This is a genomic window from Pseudomonas sp. FW300-N1A1 (assembly GCF_058789115.1).
Map to the genome: position 1 here is coordinate 195,762 of NZ_JBYTBK010000004.1, position 20,959 is coordinate 216,720.

General features: G+C 62.5%; 19 protein-coding genes. 12 read left to right on the plus strand and 7 right to left on the minus strand.

Translation table 11 applies throughout. The features are described 5' to 3' along the window. Positions 1 to 33: 33 nt before the first annotated feature. On the plus strand, positions 34 to 1,728 hold the full coding sequence (locus tag AC3WQN_RS05560; protein WP_103399036.1) for a polyurethane esterase: 1,695 nt from the start codon (positions 34 to 36) through the stop codon (positions 1,726 to 1,728). Positions 1,729 to 1,826: 98 nt separating this feature from the next. Next, positions 1,827 to 3,680: a polyurethane esterase gene (locus AC3WQN_RS05565; protein ID WP_103399037.1), complete on the plus strand. Its 1,854-nt coding sequence runs from the start codon at positions 1,827 to 1,829 to the stop codon at positions 3,678 to 3,680. 47 nt (positions 3,681 to 3,727) lie between these two features. Here the strand turns inward: AC3WQN_RS05565 and AC3WQN_RS05570 are convergent, their stop codons facing one another. Both AC3WQN_RS05570 and AC3WQN_RS05575 read right to left on the minus strand, forming a co-directional pair. Then, positions 3,728 to 4,126, minus strand: a complete 399-nt coding sequence (locus AC3WQN_RS05570; protein ID WP_256587209.1) for a hypothetical protein — start codon at positions 4,124 to 4,126, stop codon at positions 3,728 to 3,730. A gap of 214 nt (positions 4,127 to 4,340) precedes the next feature. Next, positions 4,341 to 4,565, minus strand: coding sequence for a YgdI/YgdR family lipoprotein (locus AC3WQN_RS05575; RefSeq protein WP_103399038.1), 225 nt, complete (start codon positions 4,563 to 4,565; stop codon positions 4,341 to 4,343). A 262-nt stretch (positions 4,566 to 4,827) separates the two neighbouring features. Between AC3WQN_RS05575 and AC3WQN_RS05580 the strand changes: the two genes are divergently transcribed. Both AC3WQN_RS05580 and AC3WQN_RS05585 read left to right on the plus strand, forming a co-directional pair. Further along, positions 4,828 to 6,480, plus strand: a complete 1,653-nt coding sequence (locus AC3WQN_RS05580) for a VRR-NUC domain-containing protein (RefSeq protein ID WP_103399039.1) — start codon at positions 4,828 to 4,830, stop codon at positions 6,478 to 6,480. Then, positions 6,477 to 8,741 carry an ATP-dependent DNA helicase gene (locus AC3WQN_RS05585; RefSeq protein WP_103399040.1) on the plus strand — a complete coding sequence of 755 codons (2,265 nt, stop codon included), beginning with the start codon at positions 6,477 to 6,479 and terminating at the stop codon, positions 8,739 to 8,741. The genes AC3WQN_RS05580 and AC3WQN_RS05585 overlap by 4 nt, the downstream gene beginning before the upstream one ends. Here AC3WQN_RS05585 and AC3WQN_RS05590 read toward each other — a convergent pair. From AC3WQN_RS05590 to AC3WQN_RS05610, 5 genes are all read right to left on the minus strand, one after another. Beyond that, entirely contained in the window at positions 8,706 to 9,230 is a 525-nt protein-coding gene (locus AC3WQN_RS05590; RefSeq protein WP_103399041.1) for a GNAT family N-acetyltransferase, read from the minus strand. The two genes, AC3WQN_RS05585 and AC3WQN_RS05590, sit on opposite strands and share 36 nt — an antisense overlap. A gap of 87 nt (positions 9,231 to 9,317) precedes the next feature. Beyond that, complete coding sequence (locus AC3WQN_RS05595) at positions 9,318 to 9,680, minus strand: cupin domain-containing protein (protein WP_095147684.1); 363 nt, start codon at positions 9,678 to 9,680, stop codon at positions 9,318 to 9,320. Between the two features lie 35 nt (positions 9,681 to 9,715). Continuing rightward, positions 9,716 to 11,110, minus strand: coding sequence for an NAD(P)/FAD-dependent oxidoreductase (locus AC3WQN_RS05600; protein WP_103399042.1), 1,395 nt, complete (start codon positions 11,108 to 11,110; stop codon positions 9,716 to 9,718). A 19-nt stretch (positions 11,111 to 11,129) separates the two neighbouring features. Continuing rightward, complete coding sequence (locus AC3WQN_RS05605; RefSeq protein ID WP_103399043.1) at positions 11,130 to 12,419, minus strand: nucleotide disphospho-sugar-binding domain-containing protein; 1,290 nt, start codon at positions 12,417 to 12,419, stop codon at positions 11,130 to 11,132. Between the two features lie 98 nt (positions 12,420 to 12,517). Continuing rightward, positions 12,518 to 13,450, minus strand: coding sequence for a GntR family transcriptional regulator (locus tag AC3WQN_RS05610; protein WP_103399044.1), 933 nt, complete (start codon positions 13,448 to 13,450; stop codon positions 12,518 to 12,520). 397 nt (positions 13,451 to 13,847) lie between these two features. Here AC3WQN_RS05610 and AC3WQN_RS05615 point away from each other — a divergent pair, with 397 nt between their 5' ends. From AC3WQN_RS05615 to AC3WQN_RS05650, 8 genes are all read left to right on the plus strand, one after another. After that, positions 13,848 to 14,903 carry a polyamine ABC transporter substrate-binding protein gene (locus AC3WQN_RS05615; protein ID WP_103399045.1) on the plus strand — a complete coding sequence of 352 codons (1,056 nt, stop codon included), beginning with the start codon at positions 13,848 to 13,850 and terminating at the stop codon, positions 14,901 to 14,903. Positions 14,904 to 14,988: 85 nt separating this feature from the next. After that, positions 14,989 to 15,849, plus strand: coding sequence for an ABC transporter permease (locus AC3WQN_RS05620; RefSeq protein ID WP_103399046.1), 861 nt, complete (start codon positions 14,989 to 14,991; stop codon positions 15,847 to 15,849). Beyond that, positions 15,846 to 16,652 carry an ABC transporter permease gene (locus AC3WQN_RS05625; protein ID WP_103399047.1) on the plus strand — a complete coding sequence of 269 codons (807 nt, stop codon included), beginning with the start codon at positions 15,846 to 15,848 and terminating at the stop codon, positions 16,650 to 16,652. The genes AC3WQN_RS05620 and AC3WQN_RS05625 overlap by 4 nt, the downstream gene beginning before the upstream one ends. Continuing rightward, a complete protein-coding gene (locus tag AC3WQN_RS05630) occupies positions 16,645 to 17,724 on the plus strand; it encodes an ABC transporter ATP-binding protein (protein WP_103399048.1) in 1,080 nt (359 codons plus the stop codon). Before AC3WQN_RS05625 ends, AC3WQN_RS05630 begins: the two co-directional genes overlap by 8 nt. A 32-nt stretch (positions 17,725 to 17,756) precedes the next feature. Further along, entirely contained in the window at positions 17,757 to 19,040 is a 1,284-nt protein-coding gene (locus AC3WQN_RS05635; protein ID WP_103399049.1) for a nucleotide disphospho-sugar-binding domain-containing protein, read from the plus strand. Further along, on the plus strand, positions 19,033 to 19,401 hold the full coding sequence (locus tag AC3WQN_RS05640; RefSeq protein ID WP_103399050.1) for a cupin domain-containing protein: 369 nt from the start codon (positions 19,033 to 19,035) through the stop codon (positions 19,399 to 19,401). The genes AC3WQN_RS05635 and AC3WQN_RS05640 overlap by 8 nt, the downstream gene beginning before the upstream one ends. 153 nt (positions 19,402 to 19,554) lie before the next feature. Continuing rightward, positions 19,555 to 19,899 carry a cupin domain-containing protein gene (locus AC3WQN_RS05645; RefSeq protein WP_103399051.1) on the plus strand — a complete coding sequence of 115 codons (345 nt, stop codon included), beginning with the start codon at positions 19,555 to 19,557 and terminating at the stop codon, positions 19,897 to 19,899. A 5-nt stretch (positions 19,900 to 19,904) separates the two neighbouring features. Next, positions 19,905 to 20,948, plus strand: a complete 1,044-nt coding sequence (locus AC3WQN_RS05650) for an aminoglycoside phosphotransferase family protein (protein WP_103399052.1) — start codon at positions 19,905 to 19,907, stop codon at positions 20,946 to 20,948. Positions 20,949 to 20,959: the final 11 nt, after the last annotated feature.

The window sequence follows — 20,959 nt, forward strand, 5'->3', positions numbered from 1 at the left end:
AACACGCAACCGCACTGACCAAGAGGCAAGACCATGGGTGTATTTGATTACAGGAACTTCGGCAGTGAGGCTGGCAAGGCGCTGTACAGCGATGCCATCGCCTTGACGCTCTACGCCTACACGCCGACCGGCCAGCCGCTGGCGTCCGGCTGGACGCCGGTCACGGCCGGGCAATTGGGTTACCAGGGTACCGTGGGTGCCCAAGGTACCTTCTTTGGCGAGCAGGCCGGCTTCACCAGCGCCGAAGCCGAGGTGCTGGCCAGGTACGACGGGGCGGGCAAGCTGCTCGGCCTGGGCATTGCGTTTCGCGGCACCGGCGGCCTGGGGTACAGCGATACCTATGGCGACATGAAGAACAACCTGCTGGCGGCCGTAGGTCCCACGGATTACGCGAAGAACTACGCCAAAAGTGCCTTCGACACCTTGCTCAAGGACGTTGCCGCGTTCGCCACCAGCCAGGGTCTCAGTGCCAGGGACGTGCTGATCAGCGGCCACAGCCTGGGCGGCCTGGGCGTCAACAGTGTCGCCGAGCTGAGCCGTGATCATTGGGGCGGCTTCTACAAGGACGCCAACTATGTGTCCTTTGCCTCGCCGACCCAAAGCTCGCCCGGTACCCAGGTGCTGAACATCGGCTATGAAAACGACCCGGTGTTCCGTGTGCTGGATGGCACCACTTTCACCGCTTCGTCGCTGTACAAGCACGACCAGCCCCAGGCGTCGGCGACCAACAACCTGGTCAACTTCAACGACCATTACGCCTCCACCCAGATGACCCCGTTCAGCATCGCCAACCCGTCACACTGGGCGGCCCATGGCTCATTGGGTTATGCCGATGGCCTCAATCGGGTCATCGACTCGGCGTTCTACGACCTCACCCACAAGGACTCGACGATCTTCGTCTCGACCCTGTCCGAGAGCGCCCGTGGCAGCACCTGGATCGAAGACCTGGGCCGTAGCGGTGAAGCTCACACCGGCAGCACCTTCATCATCGGTACCGACAGCAACGACCTGCTGCGTGGCGGCAAGGGCAATGATTTCCTGGAAGGGCGCGACGGCAACGACAGCTTTCGCGATGGCGGCGGCTTCAACATCCTGCTCGGTGGCCAGGGGCACAACCTGCTGGAACTGCAACAGCCGCTGCAGAACTTCAACCTGGCCCATGACGGCGATGGCACCTTGTACCTGCGCGACAGCTACGGTGGCATCAGCCTGACCCGGGACATCGACGCGCTGGTGAGCAAGGAGTCCGGCGCCCTGTGGGGGATGTTCAACAAGGACGTCAACTACAGCGTCACCGACCAGGGCTTGCTCAACGGCACTGACCTGACCCGTTACAACCATTCGCTCAATGGCGATGCCTACGGTAACTCGCTGGTGGCCAGCGCCGACGGCGACTGGCTGTTCGGTTTGTCGGGCAACGACCACCTGCAAAGCGACAAGCAGCAGGTGACCTTCGTCGGCGGCGAGGGCAATGACGTCATGTCGGCCAGTGGTGCCAACAACACCTTCCTCTTCAGTGGGGCGTTCGGCTTCGATGCCATCAACGGTTACCAGGGTGGCGACAAGTTGGTGTTCATGGGCGTGCAGGGTGCAGGGCAGGGCTATGACTACAGCCAGCATGCCTCGCAATCGGGCAGCGACACCTTGCTCAAGGTCGGCGACTACGCCGTGACCCTGGTGGGCGTCGGCCTGGACAACCTGTCAGGCGCGGGAATCGTATTTGCGTAATCGCATCACCAGGTAATACGCGGGAACGTCCCGTCCGGCGGGGCGTTCCGGCTGCGTGAGCTATCTCTGACAATTCCAACAACGAGAGAGGCAATACCATGGCTGTCTATGACTACAAAGACTTTACCGCATCAGAATCCAAGGCGTTGTTCAGCGACGCGATGGCGATCGCGCTGTACGCCTATCACAACCTCGATAACGGTTTTGCCACGGGCTATCAGCACAACGGTTTCGGCCTCGGGCTGCCCGCCACACTGGTCACTGCGCTGATCGGCGGCACGGATTCGCAAGGGGCGATTCCTGGTATCCCCTGGAACCCCGATTCGGAAAAAGCTGCGCTGGAAGCGGTGCAACAGGCCGGCTGGACCCCGATCACCGCCACGCAGTTGGGCTACGACGGCAAGGTCGACGGGCGCGGCACCTTTTTCGGCGAGAAGCCCGGCTACACCAGTGCCCAGGTGGAGATCCTCGGTAAGTACGACGCCCAGGGGCAACTGACGGAAATCGGCATCGCCTTTCGTGGCACCAGCGGCCCGCGGGAGTCGCTGATCAGCGACTCCATTGGCGACGCGATCAATGACCTGCTGGCGGCGCTGGGTCCTGAGGACTACGCGAAGAACTATGTCGGCGAAGCCTTTGGATCTTTGCTCCAGGACGTGGCCGCCTTTGCTGCCGCCCATGGCTTGAGCGGCCAGGACGTGCTGGTCAGCGGCCACAGCCTGGGCGGGCTGGCGGTCAACAGCCTGGCCGACCTGAGCGGCGATCACTGGAATGGCTTCTATCAGGACGCCAACTACATCGCCTACGCGTCACCAACCCAGAGCAGCAGCGACAAGGTGCTGAACATTGGCTACGAAAACGACCCGGTGTTCCGAGCGCTGGACGGTTCCGACTTCAACCTGGCGTCAGTGGGTGTCCACGACACGCCTCAGGATTCGGCGACCAACAACATCGTCAACTTCAACGATCACTATGCCTCGACGGTCTGGAACCTGTTGCCGTACTCCATCCTCAACATCCCGACCTGGATTTCCCACCTGCCCACGGCCTACGGCGACGGCATGACCCGGGTGCTGGACTCAGTGTTCTACGACCTCACGAGCAAGGACTCGACCCTGATCGTCGCCAACCTGTCCGACCCCGCACGCAGCAGCACCTGGGTACAGGACCTCAACCGCAACGCCGAAACCCACACGGGCAGCACCTTCATCATCGGCAGTGACGGCAACGACCTGATCCAGGGCGGTCAGGGCACTGATTACCTTGACGGAGGCGCCGGCAACGACACTTTCCGCGATGCCGGCGGCTACAACATCATCGAGGGTGGCGGGGGCAACAACAGCCTGGACCTGCAGCAGTCAGTGAAAAACTTCAGCTTCGCCAACGACGGCGCGGGCACCTTGTATGTTCGCGATGCCAATGGCGGCATCAGTATCACCCGCGATGTCGGTAGCCTGAGCAGCAAGGAGCCGGGGTTCCTGTGGGGACTGTTCAAGGACGACGTGGTTCACCGGGTCACCGACACCGGCCTGCTCTCGGACAAGGGCCTGACGCACTACGCGTCATCAGTGAAGGGCGATAGCGGCGCCAACACCCTCACGGCGCACACCGGTGGCGACTGGTTGTTCGGGCAGGACGGCGACGATCATCTGGTCGGGGGCCAGGGCAATGATGTGTTGATCGGTGGTGCCGGCAACGATCTGCTGACGGCGGGCGGTGGCAGCAACAGCTTTGTGTTCAGTGGCGACTTCGGTCACGACCGCATCGTCGGCTTCCAGGACAGTGACACCCTGGTGTTTCTCGGGGTCGCAGGCGTAGGGCTGGGGGATCCACTGCAGGGTCATGCCTCCGCGGTGGGTGCCGACACGCTGCTGAGCTTCGGCAACGACTCGGTGACCCTGGTGGGGGTGAGTCTGGAGCACCTGGGCAGCGCCAGCCTGGTGATCGCCTGAGGTAAGAACGCCCGGCGCGCGGTAGAGCGCGTCGGGCCGATCAAGGCTTATTTGTAGTGAATCACGATGCCTTTGAGTTTGCGTCCCTGGATGGACTGGATATCCCGGTCCCATAGCGGGCCGCTGACATAGGCCGACACCGGCTGGATCCGGTCGTACACCACCACCACAGCATCACCGCCCATCGCGGCGGCTTCGGTGCGCAGCTTCTGTTCGATCTCGGTCACCGGCGGTGGCGGCTCGACACTGGCGTCGACAATCACTTCACCCACCCGGACATGGGGCCGCGTGGGTTCGACGCGCAGCACTTGCACCGACTCGGGCAGGGTGGGCGCAAAGTGCTCGCCGCCCACGTATTGGGTGGAGCTGGCGTTGATGCTGGCGCAGGCACTGAGGCCGAAAACGGTCAGGGCAATGGCCAACACCTTGAAACCCCGCACCGGCAGTGCGAAGTCCTTGAGGCTCAGGGGCGGTTGATGGGTGCTCAAGCGGATACTCCTTTCTGGGGTTCGGCCATCAGGCTGTCGACGCTCAAAAGCATAGACACAATGGGCTGACCGGCCAGACAGGAAGTGGATTTTTATCCACGATGCACCCGGTAACGACGCCGGGACATGCTCATGGGCGGCCCCGGCCCCTTGTTGGTCATGCGGCAGGCGATCATTTTTCCTTGCGGATGGTGGCGACCTCGTCGGCCCTGACCCTGATCACGGTGCCGGAAATATCCTCGAACTCGAAGAAACCGTCTTTGGTGTGGGTGTCGGGCATGTCCTTGGTCACATACTGTGTGCCGTTTTGCAGGGTCACGACGGTGGGCGTCGAGCAGCCCGACAGCGCCAGCAAGGCCACGGCAGCAAACGACAACCCCTGAATGCGGATGTTCATAGCAAAAACCTCTCGTTCAAAAAACACATCATTGTCGCGATGCCCGGGCACCGGGCCGCTTTCAACAGGCCCTTGGCCTACTGTAATCGCGGTAAGTTCGGTCACCCCCTGAAAACGCCCGGTACCTCAATCAAGCGTAAACCCTGTGCAAGGTGCGGAAGCGCTCAAATGACCGCCATTGATCCTTTTCCATTTGCCAGCACCGGTGCCAGGCTGGTATCTGTACGCATAACCAGTATCTGCACGACATGGCGCCCTCTTTGTGACACTCAATCCGCTCGATGATCCCTTCTACTACCTGAACAACTTTCAGCGAGTGCTCGCTTGGCTCGAGCAGCGTTATGCCGACGTGCTCAACCGGCAAGAGCAGCAATTCATTGCTGATTTCGGGCGCTTGCCCCGTGCCTCCCAGGCATTGCTGGTGCGGATGGTGATGCGCAAGGGGCTGCATTTTCGCCTCGGCAAGTTGCAGTATCCCGAGATCGGCGACAGTGCCGAAGCCGCCGAGCCCTTGCTGGCGCTTGGTTGGGTGGACGAACGGGCACCGTTGTCGATCGACGACCTGTTCGAGGTGCTGCTCAAGCCGGAGATCGTTCAGTGTTTTGGTGCGCTGATTGAGCAACCCAAGGCGAAAAAACCGCAGTGGCTAGCGGCATTACGTGAGCGCTTCGACGACCCGCGGACGTTCAATGACTGGTACCCGGCACTGGATGACCGGCTACTGAGCCTGAGCATCATGGACCTGGCCGACCGCTTGCGCCTGATGTTCTTTGGCAACCTGTACCAGGACTGGTCGGAGTTCGTGCTGGCCGATCTGGGCATCTTCACCTACGAGAATGTCGAGTTCTGTGCCGAATCCCGTGGTTTGCGAAGCCGCGACGATCTGGAGGCCTACCTCTATCTGCACCAGTGCCAGCAGCGCTTTGAAGCCGGCGAGGATGTCACGCAGGTGGTCGAACAGATCCACGCACTGCAAACGGCCAACCCCTGGCTTGAGCAACGGCGAGGCAAATTGCTGTTCCAGCTCGGGCAGCACTGTGAACGGGTGGCCGATTGGCCGACGGCGCTGGCGATCTATCGCCAGTGCCGGTATGCCGGGGCCCGCTTGCGGCTGATCCGGGTGCTGGAGCGGTGCGCCGAGTTTCAATTGGCGCTGGAGCTGGCAAGCCACGCCGAGCAGGCACCGGAGAGTGCTGCCGAGCACCAGCAACTGCTGCGGGTCCTGCCCAGGTTGCGGCGCAAACTGGGCGGGGCGCCTGCATCACGGAGCAAGGCGCGGGAGGTCGAGCGCCTGGACCTGACCCTGGAGCGGGTCGACCCGGCCTTGTCGGTGGAGTGCCTTGTCCAGGCTCATCTGGATGATCCCCGTGGGCCGGTGCATTACGTCGAGAACAGCCTGATCAATTCGTTGTTCGGGCTGCTGTGCTGGCCGGCGATATTCGCGCCGTTGCCCGGAGCGTTTTTTCACCCGTTCCAGCGCGGGCCTGCGGACCTGCTCAGCGAAGACTTCCATGCCCGGCGTGCGGACCTGTTCCAGGCCTGCCTGGCAGAACTTGCGGACGGGCGTTACGTCGCGACCATCCGCCAGCGTTTCCATGACAAATACGCGGTGCAGTCGCCCTTCGTGTTTTGGGCCGTGCTGACCGAGGCGTTGCTGGAGCAGGCCCTGGCCTGCCTGCCCGCCGAGCACCTGAAACTCTGGTTCGAACGCCTGCTGCAGGACATCAAGGCCAACCGCGCCGGCATGCCGGACCTGATCCAGTTCTGGCCGCAGCAGAAAACCTACCGGATGATCGAGGTCAAGGGCCCGGGGGATCGCCTGCAAGACAACCAACTGCGCTGGTTGGAGTTCTGCCGCGAGCACCAGATGGCCGTCACCGTCTGCTATGTGCAATGGGCGGGGCCTGAAGGGTGAGCTATGGCATTGCGGTGCGTGCCCTGTGTGAATTCACCGCCAAGACCGGTGACCTGGACCTGCGTTTTACGCCGTCACCCACTGCGTTGGAAGGCATCGCCGGCCATCGCACCGTGGCCTCGCGGCGCAGCGCGACCTATCAGAATGAAGTCGCGCTGCAAGGCCAGTACCGGCAGTTGACCGTCAGGGGCAGGGCGGATGGCTATGATCCGGAGCAGAACCGCCTCGAAGAAATCAAGACCTACCGGGGTGAGCTGGAGCGCATGCCGGCCAATCACCGGCAACTGCATTGGGCACAAGCGAAAATCTACGGCTGGCTGATGTGCCAGAAACTGCAACTGGCTCACATCAACCTGGCACTGGTGTATTTCGACATCGTCGGCGAACGGGAAACCAGCCTGGTGGAAACCTGGAGCGTCACGGCGCTGGAGGACTTTTTCAACGTGCACTGCGGCTTGTTCCTGCACTGGGCCGAGCAGGAAATGGCCCATCGAGATGCCCGCAATCAAGGCACGCAGGCGCTGCTTTTCCCGCACCCGGACTTCCGGCCCGGGCAGCGCCACCTGGCGGAATCGGTGTTCAAGGCCGTCAGCACCGGGCGTTGCCTGATGGCCCAGGCCACCACCGGCATCGGCAAGACCCTGGGCACCCTGTTCCCGATGCTCAAGGCCTGGGTGCCCCAGCAACTGGACAAGGTGTTCTTCCTCACGGCCAAGACACCGGGACGCAAGCTGGCACTGGATGCCGCGCAAGTGCTGGTCGATAGCAGCAATGGCCTGCCGTTGCGCGTGCTGGAGATGGTTGCCCGCGACAAGGCCTGCGAGCACCTGGACAAAGCCTGTCACGGCGAGTCCTGCCCGTTGGCCCATGGCTTCTATGACCGCTTGCCGGCAGCACGGGCGGCGGCGCGCAAGGTCACGTTGCTCAATCAGGCCGCGCTGCGCGAGATTGCCCTCGAACACCAGGTGTGTCCGTATTACCTGAGCCAGGAGATGGCCCGCTGGGCCGACCTGGTGGTTGCCGACTACAACTACTATTTCGACTTCAGCGCGCTGCTGTACGGCCTGGCCCAGGCCAGCCAGTGGAAGGTCGCGGTGCTGGTGGACGAAGCCCATAACCTGGTGGAACGCGGCCGCCAGATGTACAGCGCCAGCCTCGATCAATCGACCCTCGACAGCGTGCGAAAAACCGCGCCCGAGGCATTGAAAAAGAGCCTGCAACGGGTCAACCGCGAGTGGAACGCGCTGCACAAGGAGCAGGTCGCGCCCTATCAGGCATACGCCAGTGTGCCGGACAAGCTGCTGCAAACGCTCGCGTCCTGTACCGCGGCCATCGGTGATTACCTGAACGAGCATCCCCAGGGGCTGGATGGTGCCTTGCAAGGTTTTTACTTCGACGCGTTGCAATTCAACCGGGTGGCGGAACTGTTCGATGAGCAGTTTCTGTTCGACATCAGCCAGCGTGAAGCCAAGGGCAAACGCAGTCTGTCGCGGCTGTGCCTGCGCAACGTGGTGCCGGCCGGGTTCATTCGTCCACGGCTGACGGCGGCACGCAGTGTGGTGATGTTTTCCGCGACCCTGGACCCGCAGCGCTTCTACACCGACATGCTGGGCCTGCCACCGGGCACGGTGTGGGTCGACGTCGAATCGCCGTTTCGCGCCGAGCAACTCAAGGTGCAGATCGTCAGCCAGATCTCCACCCGCTTCGTACACCGCCAAGCCTCCCTCGGGCCGATTGTCGAGCTGATGGCCGACCAATACATGGCGCGTCCCGGCAATTACCTGGCGTTTTTCAGCAGCTTCGATTACCTGCAACAGGTGCAACAACTGCTCGCCGAACAGTGGCCGCAGATTACCCAGTGGGCACAGTCGCGGGGTATGGACGAGACGCAGCGCCAGGCCTTCCTCGACCGGTTCACCACCCGTAGCCAGGGCATCGGCTTTGCCGTATTGGGCGGCGCTTTTGGTGAAGGCATCGACTTGCCGGGGGCACGGCTGATCGGTGCCTTCATCGCGACCCTGGGGCTGGCCCAACTGAACCCGGTCAACGAGCAACTCAAGCAGCGCATGGCTGTGTTGTTCGGTGCCGGCTACGACTACACCTACCTGTTTCCCGGGGTGCAGAAGGTGGTGCAAGCCGCCGGGCGAGTGATTCGTACCCAGCAGGACCAGGGGGTGGTGATGCTGATCGATGATCGCTTCGGCGAGCCCAAGGTCCAGCAGTTACTACCGCGCTGGTGGTCGGTCGACGGTCGGCGCTGAGGCCCATTGAAACTCGAACAGGGTACAGGGGTAACCGTCGATAGACCGTTGCTGGCAAGTGAAACTACCTCCCGTCATCTGCGGGATGACCTTGGCCCAGAACGCCCGGGCCGGCAGGTTGGCGTCGAGGTGGAAAATCTGCCAGTGCCCGGGTAACTGATCGAGCAGGGCCGCCACCGCATAGGCTGCCACCCCGTGCCCGCGATAGCGGCGGCCGACGAAGAAGTAACCGATGTTGTACTCGACGCCCTCGCAATGCGCCTCGTCATCCACGGTGACGAAGCCGGCCAGGTCCCCGTCCACCTTGATCAGGAACGCCTGGGTCGACGGCTTGCGCCAGTAGTTGAGCTTGGGCTGAACGTTGAACAGCCCATGGCGACCGAACTTCAGCGGCAGCCACTCACTGAAGTCGTACAGGTAGAACTGCATCAGGTTTTCGATGCACTCCAGTTCGTCCCGCTGTGCGCGCTGCAGTTCAATGGTGGCCATGGTGCGCGGCTCCTGATTGCGACCCTGCCTATGATCTTAGTGTCCTGTCTCGCACATGCTGTTCCGTTTTGACGGTGTCACAGGACACTAGCGCAAAATCACGTAGACCTTTCTCACGTCCGTGAGGTTTTCCCAGGTGCCCTCGAACCCGGCGGCCACCACGAAGGTACTGCCGGCCTCGAAGGTGCTGCTGTTGCCGGCGCTATCGGTCAGGCGCACTTGGCCTTCGAGCAGATGGCACAGCTCGTCGTAATCGCAGTGGCACCGCTCCTTGTGCGGGCCGGCCTCCCAGACCCCGGCCGTGAGCTGCTTGTCGTCGTTGCTGAAATGCCGCCAGGTGATGCTCTGGTAAGGCTTCTCGACGATCTGCGGATCGCTGACTTCCTGGATCAGCGCTCTGGTTGGTTGCGTGGCAAAGTCAGTGACGAACGCGGGTTGCTGGCGATGCATGAGAGGCTCCTTGTTAACGCAGTTCGCTAGTTTATTCAGGAGTCGAAACCGACCCCGAAGGCATCCAGGGTTTTCAGGAACAGGTTGCGTTGGCCGCTGCGGTCTTCATGGGCCAGGCCGCGTTGCGCCAGGCGCACGCCAATGAAGCGCAAGGGTTCGGGCGGAAAGCGCACCGGGGCGCGGTTGAGCATGTCCAGGCGAGTGCGGTGGCTGTCCTGGCCGTCCAGCAGGTCCAGCATCGTCGCGCCGGCAAAGCGGCTGGCAGCGATGCCCTGGCCAGTGAAACCCATGGCGTAGGCCACCCGGCGGTCATGGGTGGTGCCGGTGAACATCGTCGTGCGCGCGGACGAGTCGATGACGCCGCCCCAAGCATGGCTGAAGCTCACGTCGGCCAAGGCCGGGAAGGTCTGCTGAAACTGCTCGGCCAGGCGCACAAAGGTTTCCGGGCGCTGGGTCAGGCCTTCGTCCAGCTTGCTGGCAAAGGGGTAGATGGCGTCGAAGCCGCCCCACAGGATACGGTTGTCGGCGGTTTTGCGCAGGTAGTGGAACTGGTTGCCGGAGTCGGCAATGCCGTGGCGCCGGTCCCAGCCAATGGACTGTAACTGCGCCTGGGACAACGGCTCGGTAGTCAGGGCGTAGTCGTAGATCGGAATGACCGTGGTGCGCAATGTAGGCAACAGCGATGGGAATACGTTGGTGGCCAGTGCGACCCGGGGGGCCTGGACGCTGCCGTACCCGGTCTGCAGGAGTACGCCATTGCCGAGGGCTTGCAGGCGGGTGACCGGCGAGTGTTCGAACAGCTCCACGCCGTGCTCGATGCAGGCCCGGCGCAATTCGCGAACCATCTTCGCCGGGTTGAGCAGCGCGTAATTGGGCTCATACAAACCGGCGCTGTAGAGTGGTGAGTCCAGGTAAGCCTTGAGTGCCGGACCTTCCAGCCAGATGCTGTCGATGCCATGGTGCCGGTACTTTTGCTCAAGTGCGCGCAAGCCCTCGACTTGCCACGGGGTGGTGGCCACGTTGAGTTTTCCGGGGCGTTCGAATTCGACCTCAAGGCCCAGCCGCAGGATGTCCTGCGCCAGCTCATCGAGATTGTCGCGGCCCAGGCGAATCAGGGTCTCGGCTTCCCTGGGCCAGCGTTTCATGGCGTTGGACACACCATGGGAAATGCTCGGTGCGCAGAACCCGCCACTCCTGCCGCTGGCCGAGGTGCCACAGGTGCGGCCCTCCAGCAGGACAATACGCCCGGTGGGCATCCGTTGCCGGGCCAACAGCGCGGTCCACAGCCCGGTGAAACCCCCACCGACGATCACCAGGTCGGCGTGGATGTCGCCGGTCTGCCGTTCGCACGCCTGGGGCGGCGTGTCGGTGTCCAGCCAATACGGCCTGGGGATCGTGTGCTTGAGGCTGTGCAGGGCGGATGGGCGCATGACGGACTCTTTTTCGTGGCTATGACGAGGGGGTAGGCAACGCCAGGATCGCCCGCGCGGCGAGCTCGGTGCCGCGGGACGCCTGCATGGCCGCGCCGATCGCGGCAAGGCGCTGCTGCATCGAGGTGTCGTTGAGCAGATGCGCGAGGGTGGCGGGCAGGGCGGCCAGCGGATCGGCGAAACGCGGCAGGTAGCGACCGATGCCGACCTCTTCGCCACGCACCGCGTTGTCGTGGCCGTCCCAGCAGTAGGGAATGATCACCGAGGGCAAGCCAAAGAACAGGGCTTCGCAGAAGCTGTTGTTGCCGCCGTGGTGAATGAACAACTGGCACTCCTTGAGCACCGCCGGCTGTGGGAACCAGCTGTCCAGATAGATATTGTCCGGGACCTCGGTGTAGGTCTCGCGGTAGGCACCGACGTTGATCAGGAAGCGATAGGGCAAGGTTTCCAGGGTGGCGATCAGGCGCTTGATCATCCGGGTATCGGCCGCGCCCAGGCTGCCGAAGCTGACGTAGATCAGTGGCGCGTCATTGTGCCGTGGGAAATCGGGCACGATGTACGGCGCTTCGCGGCGCACACACCCGTCGAGGTACAGGTAGCGTTGCGGGTCCAGCGGTTGCTCGCGCTCATAGCGTACCGGGGTCGGCGACAGCAACAGGTTGAGCCAGGGCGAGTCCATCAGGAACTGGCCAGGTGGGCAGGGCGCGGTGTCGTGGCTGGCGAGAAAACGCGAAAAGCGCTCATGGGCCGGGGCGACGGCTTTGTGGTAGTGCTCGACAAAGACCTGGCACGCCACGCTGTCGCGCTGGCTGCAGCCGGACAGGTAGGGGGGCACGGCGTTGTCCGGCAACTCGGTTTCGGCACAGGAGACCATGCGCACCCACGGGCAACCGGCATGGGCGATCGCCGGGAACATCACCACGTTGTCCAGCACGATCGCGTCCGGCTTGAGCCGGGCCAGCAACTGTTGCAGGGGTTTCTCGGCCTCGATGGCCGTGTCGATGATGGCTTCCCAGGCCGGCGCCACGTAGCTGTCGATCTGGGCCAGCGGGGTCTGGTCGAAGTAGGGGATATTGCGCTCGATGAAGCGCTCCCAGTAATGCTGATGTTCGGCCGCTGACAGCGGGTTGGCCTCGGGAATCGGGTACTCGGCAAAACCGTACTCGGCGAAGATCCCCTGGAAATGCCCGTGACAGATAAACACCGGCCGGGCACCCAGCTCACGCAGCGCCTGAGCGATACCGATGCAGTTCAGGGCCGCGCCAAAACTGGCTTCGGGGAACAGCGCGATCAGTTTTTCTTTGCGCATGGCATGGGACCGTCTGTAGCGGGTTGACCCCGCCTTTCTTGAAGGTGTTTTTGATGCTGTCTTATTTCATGAAAAAAAGCACCACAATTTTTCCGGGGTCAACCACGCCCGAAAGGATGGCGATGGGGGATGCCACGGTTGGCGGTTTGTGGGCGTTGCGCCGCGGACAGCCGCAGGTGCAGGCGCATCAGGTCGGCGGCGATCTCCATCTGCCCCCGTTCGATCTGGGCAATGATGTGCAGGTGTTCACGCAGGGCTTCGTGCAGGCGGTGCACGCTGACACTCGGCAGCAGGTTGGGCAGGCGGCGCAGGCTTTGGTGCTGGAGCAGGGCGTCGCTGACGAAACGGTTGCCGCAACTCTGGCCGATCAGTTCGTGAAAGCTGATGTCCAGTTCGCGGAACTGCTGGAGGTCGAAGTCTTCGACCGGTGTCGCCAGCAGGGTTTCCATGCCCGCGCGCAGCAGCGTAAGGCGTTGCGGGTCGGCATTGAAGTGGGGGCTGAGCAGGGCTTCGGGCTCCAGGATCAGACGAAATTTCAGGCTTTCGTCCAGGGCCGCGAGGCTGTTGAGTGAAGGGCGGAACAGCCAGGACTGGCCGGGGCCGCGCTCGATGGCCTGGCTTTCGCTCAGTTGGGCCAGGGCTTTCTGGGCGGCGGGGCGGCCGATGCCGTAGCGGCGCATCAGTTCACTGATGCTGATGCTGTCACCCAGGCGCCCGGCCATGCGGTCGCGCAGTACCGAGGTGGCCAGTTCTTCTTCGGCGGCCTGGGGCAGGGCGCTGTTGAAGGGCTGGCCGGCGGGCGGGGCAACCAGGCGATAGCCCTTGCCCGCCTCATGGCTGAGCAGGTTTTCTTCGTGCAGGACTTTCAATGCCCCGCGCACCAGGGTGCGCGACACCTGGAAAGTGCGGGCCAAGGCTTGCTCGGAAACCGGGTCGCCAGGCACCACTCCCGTCTCCTGAGTGTGCTCGAGAATGCGCCGGGCCAGTTCCAGGTGATTGGTGCGGGGTTTCTTTTCGATTGTTGTGCTCAAGGCGCTCTTCTCTTGTCGTAATGCCGCTCAATTGGCTGTGAACGCCCGTGGCGAGGGAGCTTGCTCCCGCTGGGCTGTGCAGCAGCCCCAAAAAGGTTGCCGAGGTCTCTTTGAAAGACCGCAAGCGCCTTATCAGGGCTGCTTCGCACCCCAGCGGGAGCAAGCTCCCTCGCCACGGGCGTTCCGCGCTTCGACTGAGCTGCATGACTTCTCTGGTCGGTCACTGCGCATTCATGCACTGATCTTATGTCATGGGCAGCCTGTCAGTCAGGTGCGAGAAAACCATTGACATCCTGCTATGCTGGTCCTAATTATTAAAAAAATACACCGCAAGCCGTTTCTTATTTTTTGCCGCACTGCCTTCGAACACAACAATAACAGTCGTTAGGTGAGCATTATGAGAAAGCTGAAGCACCTTGTTTGCGCAGGACTGGCCGTTTCCGTTGCAATCGCCTCATCAGCCGCCAGTGCCAAGGATATGGTCATCTCCATCTGGGACGGCTACATGGCTCCCGATGCGCTGGACAAGTTCAAAGTGGCCAGCGGTGTCACGGTCGACAAGGCCTTGCACGCCACCAACGAAGAAATCATGGGCAAGCTCATGGCCAATGGCGGGGAAGGCTACGATGTGGTCTTCGTGTCCTCGCCCTTTGCCGAAGTCCTGCACAAGCAGGGGCTGCTGGCGGACATCGATCCGGTCAAAGTCCCCAACCTGAAAAACCTTTACCCCGAAGCCACTGACCTGGAATACGACCCGGGCAACCAGTTCTCGGTGCCTTACACCTGGGGCACCACCGGAATCTGCTACCGCTCCGACAAGGTCAACCCTGCGCCCAGCAGATGGAATGACCTGCTCAACCCCAGCGATGCCCTCAAGGGCAAGGTGACCCTGCTCGCCACCGACCGCTGGATGCTCGGCGCCGGGTTCCTGGCCAAGGGCTGGTCGGTCAATGACAACGACACCCAGCATATCGGCGCGGTACGTGACCAACTGATCGCCACCAAGAAGCGCATCCTCGCCTTCGACGACACCACCTTCTACTCCAAGCTCGCCTCCGGCGAATCGCTGATGGCCCATGCGTGGGACGGTTGGTGCAACTACGGCACCCAGGCCAATGCGGCGATCCGCTTCGTGGTGCCCAAGGAAGGTTCCGACCTGTGGGTGGACACCATGGTGGTGCTCAAGGGCTCGAAGCATCAGGACGAAGCCTTCAAGTTCATCAACTTCATGCTGGACAAGGGCAACCACGCCTGGGTCGCCGAAAACATTCTCTACAAGGTACCGAACCAGGCCGCCATGGCCGGGTTGTCCGCCGACCTGCTCAAGCAGTACCCGAACCTGAGCATCGCCCCGGCCGAACTGCTGAAGATGGAGCAGTTACGCGACCTCGGTGGCACCACGCAAAAGGCCTACACCCGGGCCGTCACCGAAATCATGGCGGCGCAGAACTAGCCCGCGGATTCTGACCGGGGCATGCCGACGCATGCCTCGCCATTCTTGGCCACCTTGCTGCGTGCGGGGTCGGAGGATACGGGTAATGAGTGCATTGCATGCCGACAGGCGTCTGTCGGCCTGGTTGCTGACGCCTGGAATTGGCTGGCTGCTGGTGTTCCTGGTGGTGCCGTGCCTGTTGGTACTGGTCTACAGCTTCGTGGAGCGCGGCGCCTATGGCGGTATCGACTGGGTGTTCAGTTGGGAAAACTACCAGCGCGCGCTCGATCCGCTGTACCTGGGGATCGTCCTCAAGTCGGCGAAGATCGCCGGGCTGGCGACCCTGTTTGCAGTGCTGATCGGCTACCCGGCGGCGTATGCGATAGCCCGGGCGCCACGGCGTCGGCAGGCGGTGTTCCTGTTCCTGGTGATGCTGCCGTTCTGGAGCAACTACCTGATCCGTACCTATGCCTGGATCGTCCTGCTCAACCGCGAAGGCCTGATCAACCGCCTGCTGCAGTTACTCGGCTACAGCGGTGACCCGATCAACCTGCTGTACACCGAGGCTTCGGTGGTGCTGGGGCTGGTCTACAACTACATCCCCTTTGTGATCCTGGCGATCTTTTCCTCGCTGTCGCGGATCAACAGCGAACTCTGGGATGCCTCCAGGGACCTCGGCGCCTCGGGCTGGATGACGTTCCGCCGGATCATCCTGCCGCTGAGCGTGCCGGGTATCGCGGCGGGCGCGGTGTTTGTCTTCGTGTTGAGCATCGGCAACTTCATCACCGCTGACCTGTTGGGCGGCAAGCAGGTGCAGATGGTCGGAAACCTGATTTATTCGCAGTTCCTCACGGCACGGGACTGGCCGTTCGGCGCCGCGCTGAGCTTTTTCCTGATCGCCATCATGCTGATCCTGTTGTTCATCCAGGCGCTGGTCGCCCGGCGTGCCGAAGGAGGTCGCCCATGAGCCAGCCACGAACGGTCGGCGGGTCGTTCCTCAACGCGCACCTGGGCTTGGTCTATGCCTTTCTCTATGTACCGATCCTGGTGCTGATCCTGCTGTCGTTCAACAAGTCCGGGCTACCGACGGCCTGGGGTGGCGTGTCGTTCAAGTGGTATGTGTCGCTGGCCAACAACTCGGCGATTCTCTCGGCGGCGCTCAACACCCTGATCGTGGCGCTGTCGGCGACCTTGATTGCCTGCGTGCTCGGCACGTTGCTGGCCTTGGGGGTCGAGTTGCGGCGCAAGGGCAATGACAAGGGCCAGGTGGTCGACACCCTGCTGATGGCACCGATGATCATCCCCGACATTGTGCTGGCTATCGCCTTGCTGAGTTTCTTCAACCTGCTCAAGGTCGGCCTGGGCCTGCACTCGATCATCGTCAGCCATGCGGTGTTCAACATTGCCTTTGTGTGCGCCGTGGTGCGGACCCGGCTCAAGCATTTCGACTATTCGATCCTCGAAGCCTCCATCGACCTGGGCGCCGGCTGGTTCACCACCTTTCGCCGGGTCCTGCTGCCGGTGATTTTTCCCGGTGTGCTGGCGGGTGGGTTGCTGGCGTTCACCCTGTCGGTGGATGAATTCATCATCGCTTTTTTCAACTCCGGGTCCGGCCAGGCCTCGACCACGTTGCCGATGCAGATCTACGCCATGATCCGCTTCGGCGTGACTCCCGAAATCAATGCCCTGGCGACGCTGGTGATGCTGGTCAGCATCACCGCGTTGCTGGCCTCCCAGCGTCTGAACAAGGCTCCGCGCACCCATGAATAGCTCATCTGCGGTACTGATCCTGGACAAGGTCAGCAAGTCCTACGGCAATGGCCTGGCAGTCAACGAAGTGTCGTTGAACATCCGCGAGAACGAGTTCTTCGCGCTGCTCGGGCCGTCAGGCTGCGGCAAGACCACGTTGCTGCGCATGCTCGCCGGATTCGAAACCCCCAGCGCTGGCTGCATCTACCTCGACGGCCTGGACATCTCGCCGCTGCCGCCCAACAAGCGGCCGTTGAACCTGATGTTCCAGTCCTATGCGCTGTTTCCCAACATGACCGTGCGCAAGAACATTGCCTACGGCCTGGAGATGGAGCGCCTGCCGGAGGCGCAAATACGCCAGCGGGTCAATGAGGTGCTGAGCACCGCACAGCTCACTGAACTGGCCGATCGCAAGCCCGATCAACTGTCCGGCGGGCAGCGCCAGCGGGTGGCCCTGGCCCGTGCACTGGTCAAGCGCCCGCGGGTCCTGCTGCTCGACGAACCCTTGGGGGCGCTGGATAAAAAGCTGCGGGAAAAGATGCAACTGGAACTCAAGCGCCTGCAACACGAGAGCGGCATCACCTTCATCGTGGTCACCCATGATCAGGAAGAAGCCCTGGTGATGTCCGACCGCATGGCGGTGCTCGACGGCGGCAAGGTCTGCCAGTGCGGCAGCCCCAGCGAGCTCTACGAAAATCCCAACAGCCGCTTCGTGGCCAACTTCATTGGCGTCAGCAACCTGCTCGAAGGTCTGCGTAGTGGTGAGCAGCGTGTAACGGTCAACGGCCACGAACTGAAGGTCGAGCCCCAGCCCGGCGCGGTGCGTGGCGAAGCGGTGGCGGTGGTGGTACGGCCGGAGCGCCTGCAAGTACTGGGGGAGCAGGGTGGTGAGTGCGACAACCAGGTCCAGGGGCAGGTCGTCGAAGTCGCCTATCACGGGCTGGATACCAACCTGCACGTCAAGACCACCCTCAGCGACAAGCCGCTGATTGTCCGCGTGCCGTCCTCACAGTTCGAGTTTGCCCACTTCACCAGCAGTATGGACATCCGGCTGGGCTGGCAGGCCCGGCACGCCCGCGTACTGACGCACTGAACAATAACAAGACCAGGCAGGAGTAGCTCTCGATGAAACAGAAAGTGATCGCCTTCTTTCCGGAGGCCGCCTACGGCCCGGCCCTGAACTCCGTCGGGATTGCGCAGGCGTGCGAAGCCCTGGGGCACAAGGCGGTGTTCCTGACCGACCCCGGCATGAGCGGCGTGTATGCCGGTTATGGGTTCGAAGAACACCCGGTGAACATGTCGGCGCCGATGCCCGCCGAGGAAATGGCCCGTTACTGGGTCGACTTCATCAACGGTCACATTCCGAATTTTCGCAAGACACCCCTGGAGCAGATCGACAACTACGTGAAGGAGTGCTGGGCCGCCATCGTCGAAACCGCCAAGTGGGCGCAAAAAGACCTGCCGGCGGTGCTGGACCGGGTCAAGCCGGACCTGATCTGTGTCGACAATGTGATTCTGTTCCCGGCGATCAAGCAATACGGCAAGCCGTGGGTGCGGATCATTTCCTGTTCGGAGAACGAGATCGAAGACCCGGACATCCCGCCGCACCTGTCGGGCATGAGCGTCGATGACAAGGCCGGTCATGCCCGATTTCGCCAGCGCTTCGAAGCAGTGGTCGGGCCGATTCACCAGGACTTCAACCAGTTCCTCATGGAGCATGGCGAGGCACCGTACCCGCTTGGGATGTTCTTTGAAGCGTCGCCCTACATGAACCTGCTGCTGTACCCGGATGCGGTCAAGTTCGAGCGCCGTCATCCACTGTCGCCAGAACGTTTTCACTACTTGCAGGGATGCGTGCGCAGCGACACCGCGTACCAGATCCCGGCGTTCCGCGCCCACCCTGACAAACCCCTGATCTACGCCAGCTTCGGCAGCCTGGGCTCGGGTGACGTCGAGCTGCTCAAACGCCTGATCAGTGCACTTGGCGAGTTGCCCTATCGGGCCCTGGTCAATGTCGGCGAGCATCTGGACGAATACCACGACCTGCCGGACAACGTGCAGATCGCCAACTGGTTCCCCCAGCCCTCGGTGATCGCCCAGGTCGACGTGGTGATTCACCACGGCGGCAACAACAGCTTCACCGAGTGCCTGTACTTCGGCAAACCGGCGATTGTCATGTCCTACGTCTGGGACGGCCACGACAATGCCATGCGCGCCGAAGAAAGCGGCCACGGGTTCAAGCTCGATCGCTATGACTGGAGCCCGGCGCAACTGGCCGGGAAACTGGCCGCCTGCCTCAGCGACCCGTCGATGCGCCAGCGCCTGCAGCGCACCAGCGCCCAGATGCAAGCGCGCAAGGGCCCGGAAGACGCGGCGAAGATTCTCGACAAGGTATTGAACGATGAGTGATGTGAACACCACGGCGGGGTTCACGCCGTACCTCGAAGACGTGAGTCGCCGCACCGACCTGGTGGAGTGGGGCGTGCAGAGCGACCCCCTGGAAGGGGTTTCCCGTTCCAGCGGGCGCCTGCTGTTCAAAGGCCCGGACAACCGCCCGGAAACCGGTCTGTGGGTGTGTACGCCAGGCCGCTGGCGGCTGTCGATTCCGCGCGACGAGCTGTGCCATTTCCTGGCCGGGCGTGCCACCTACCGCAACGACGACGGCGAAGTGATCGAGGTCTACCCCAACACCCTGGTGCTGTTCCCGGCCGGCTGGACGGGCGAGTGCGACGTCCGGGAAACCCTGCGCAACGTTTATATGCTGGTGTAGGCGCCGGGCATGCCCGCACACCGCAGATCCCCTGTGGGAGCGGGCTTGGTTCGGGCGGCGTGTCAGTCAAGCTTGATGTTGAAACTGATGGCCTCTTCGCGGGCAAGCCCGCTCCCACAAAAAAGCACATCCACATCGATAGGAGAGCCACCCATGACCACTCCGTTTCTGTATGACCCGCTGAAGATCACCGAAGTAAAAGACTGGGGCGTGATCCCCACCATGCTCGAGGGCGAGTCCCGCGTGTCCGGCGTGGTGCTGCACAAGGGCCCCGAAGGCCAGTCCGAATGCGGCCTGTGGATCTGCACGCCGGGCACATGGTTTTGCCATGTCACGAGCGATGAGTTCTGTCATTTCATGGAAGGCCGCTGCACCTATGTGCATGAGTCGGGGGAAGTGATTGAAATCAGGCCCGACACCATTGCCTTTTTTCGCAAGGATTGGAAAGGCGTGTGCACCGTCCACGAGACCGTGAAAAAGGTCTACATGATCAGGTGAGCGACATGAACGATGCCCTTGCACTGCCGCGGGCCCCCGACGTCGAGCGCGAACAGGCCCGGGCGCAATTCCTGGCCCGGGCCGGGTTCGCCCATGCGCCATTGCAAGCGTTGCCGGCGGATGCGTCCCGACGCCGGTATTTCCGGCTGACGGGGGCTGGCCTGCTGCTGATGGACTCGCCCCCGGACAGCGAGCCTGTGGGCCCTTATGTGCAAGTGGCGCGTTATCTACGCCAGTCGGGGCTGTCCGCGCCGACGCTGGTGCAGGTCGACGAAGAGGCCGGCCTGGCACTGATCGAAGACTTTGGCCAGGACACCTACACCCGCTTGCTGGCGGCCGGGCACCCGGACGAGCCCTTGTATCGCTTGGCGGTCGATGCGCTGCTGGCCTTGCACCGGGCTCCGGCGGTCAGTGGCGATCAACTGGCGCCTTACGATGCCGCCCGCTTGAGTGACGAGTATGGGCTGTTCATCGACTGGTATGCGCCGTTGCTGATCGGCAAGGAGGCGGCCCAGGCCCTGCGTGAGCCCTACATGCAGCTGTTTGCCCACGCCTTGCAGGACGTCGCTCTGCGCCGTGAAACCCTGGTGCTGCGCGATTTTCATGTCGACAACCTGATGCTGCTCAACGGTCGCAGCGGTGTCGCCGCCTGCGGCTTGCTGGATTTCCAGGATGCCCTGTCGGGCTCATGCGCCTATGACCTGATGTCATTGCTCGAAGATGCCCGGCGTGATGTACCCGAAGACTTGCGCGTGGCGCTGCTCAGTCACTACCTGGTCAGTCGCACTGAGATCGATGCGATGCGCTTTCTCAGTGACTACCGCCTGCTGGCCGCACAACGTCACGCCAAGGTGCTGGGGATTTTTGTGCGCCTGGCCGTGCGCGACGGCAAACCCCATTACCTGGCCCATTTGCCGCGCGTCCTGGGTTTGTTTGCCCGGGCACTGGATAGCGAAGCGTTGCAGCCGCTGCGCGGGTTGCTTGATCAACGGATGCCGGGTTGGCGAGCAGGACTGCCGTCGTCAGCCCTAGGACGTACCCCCTATTGATTGGTTCAAGG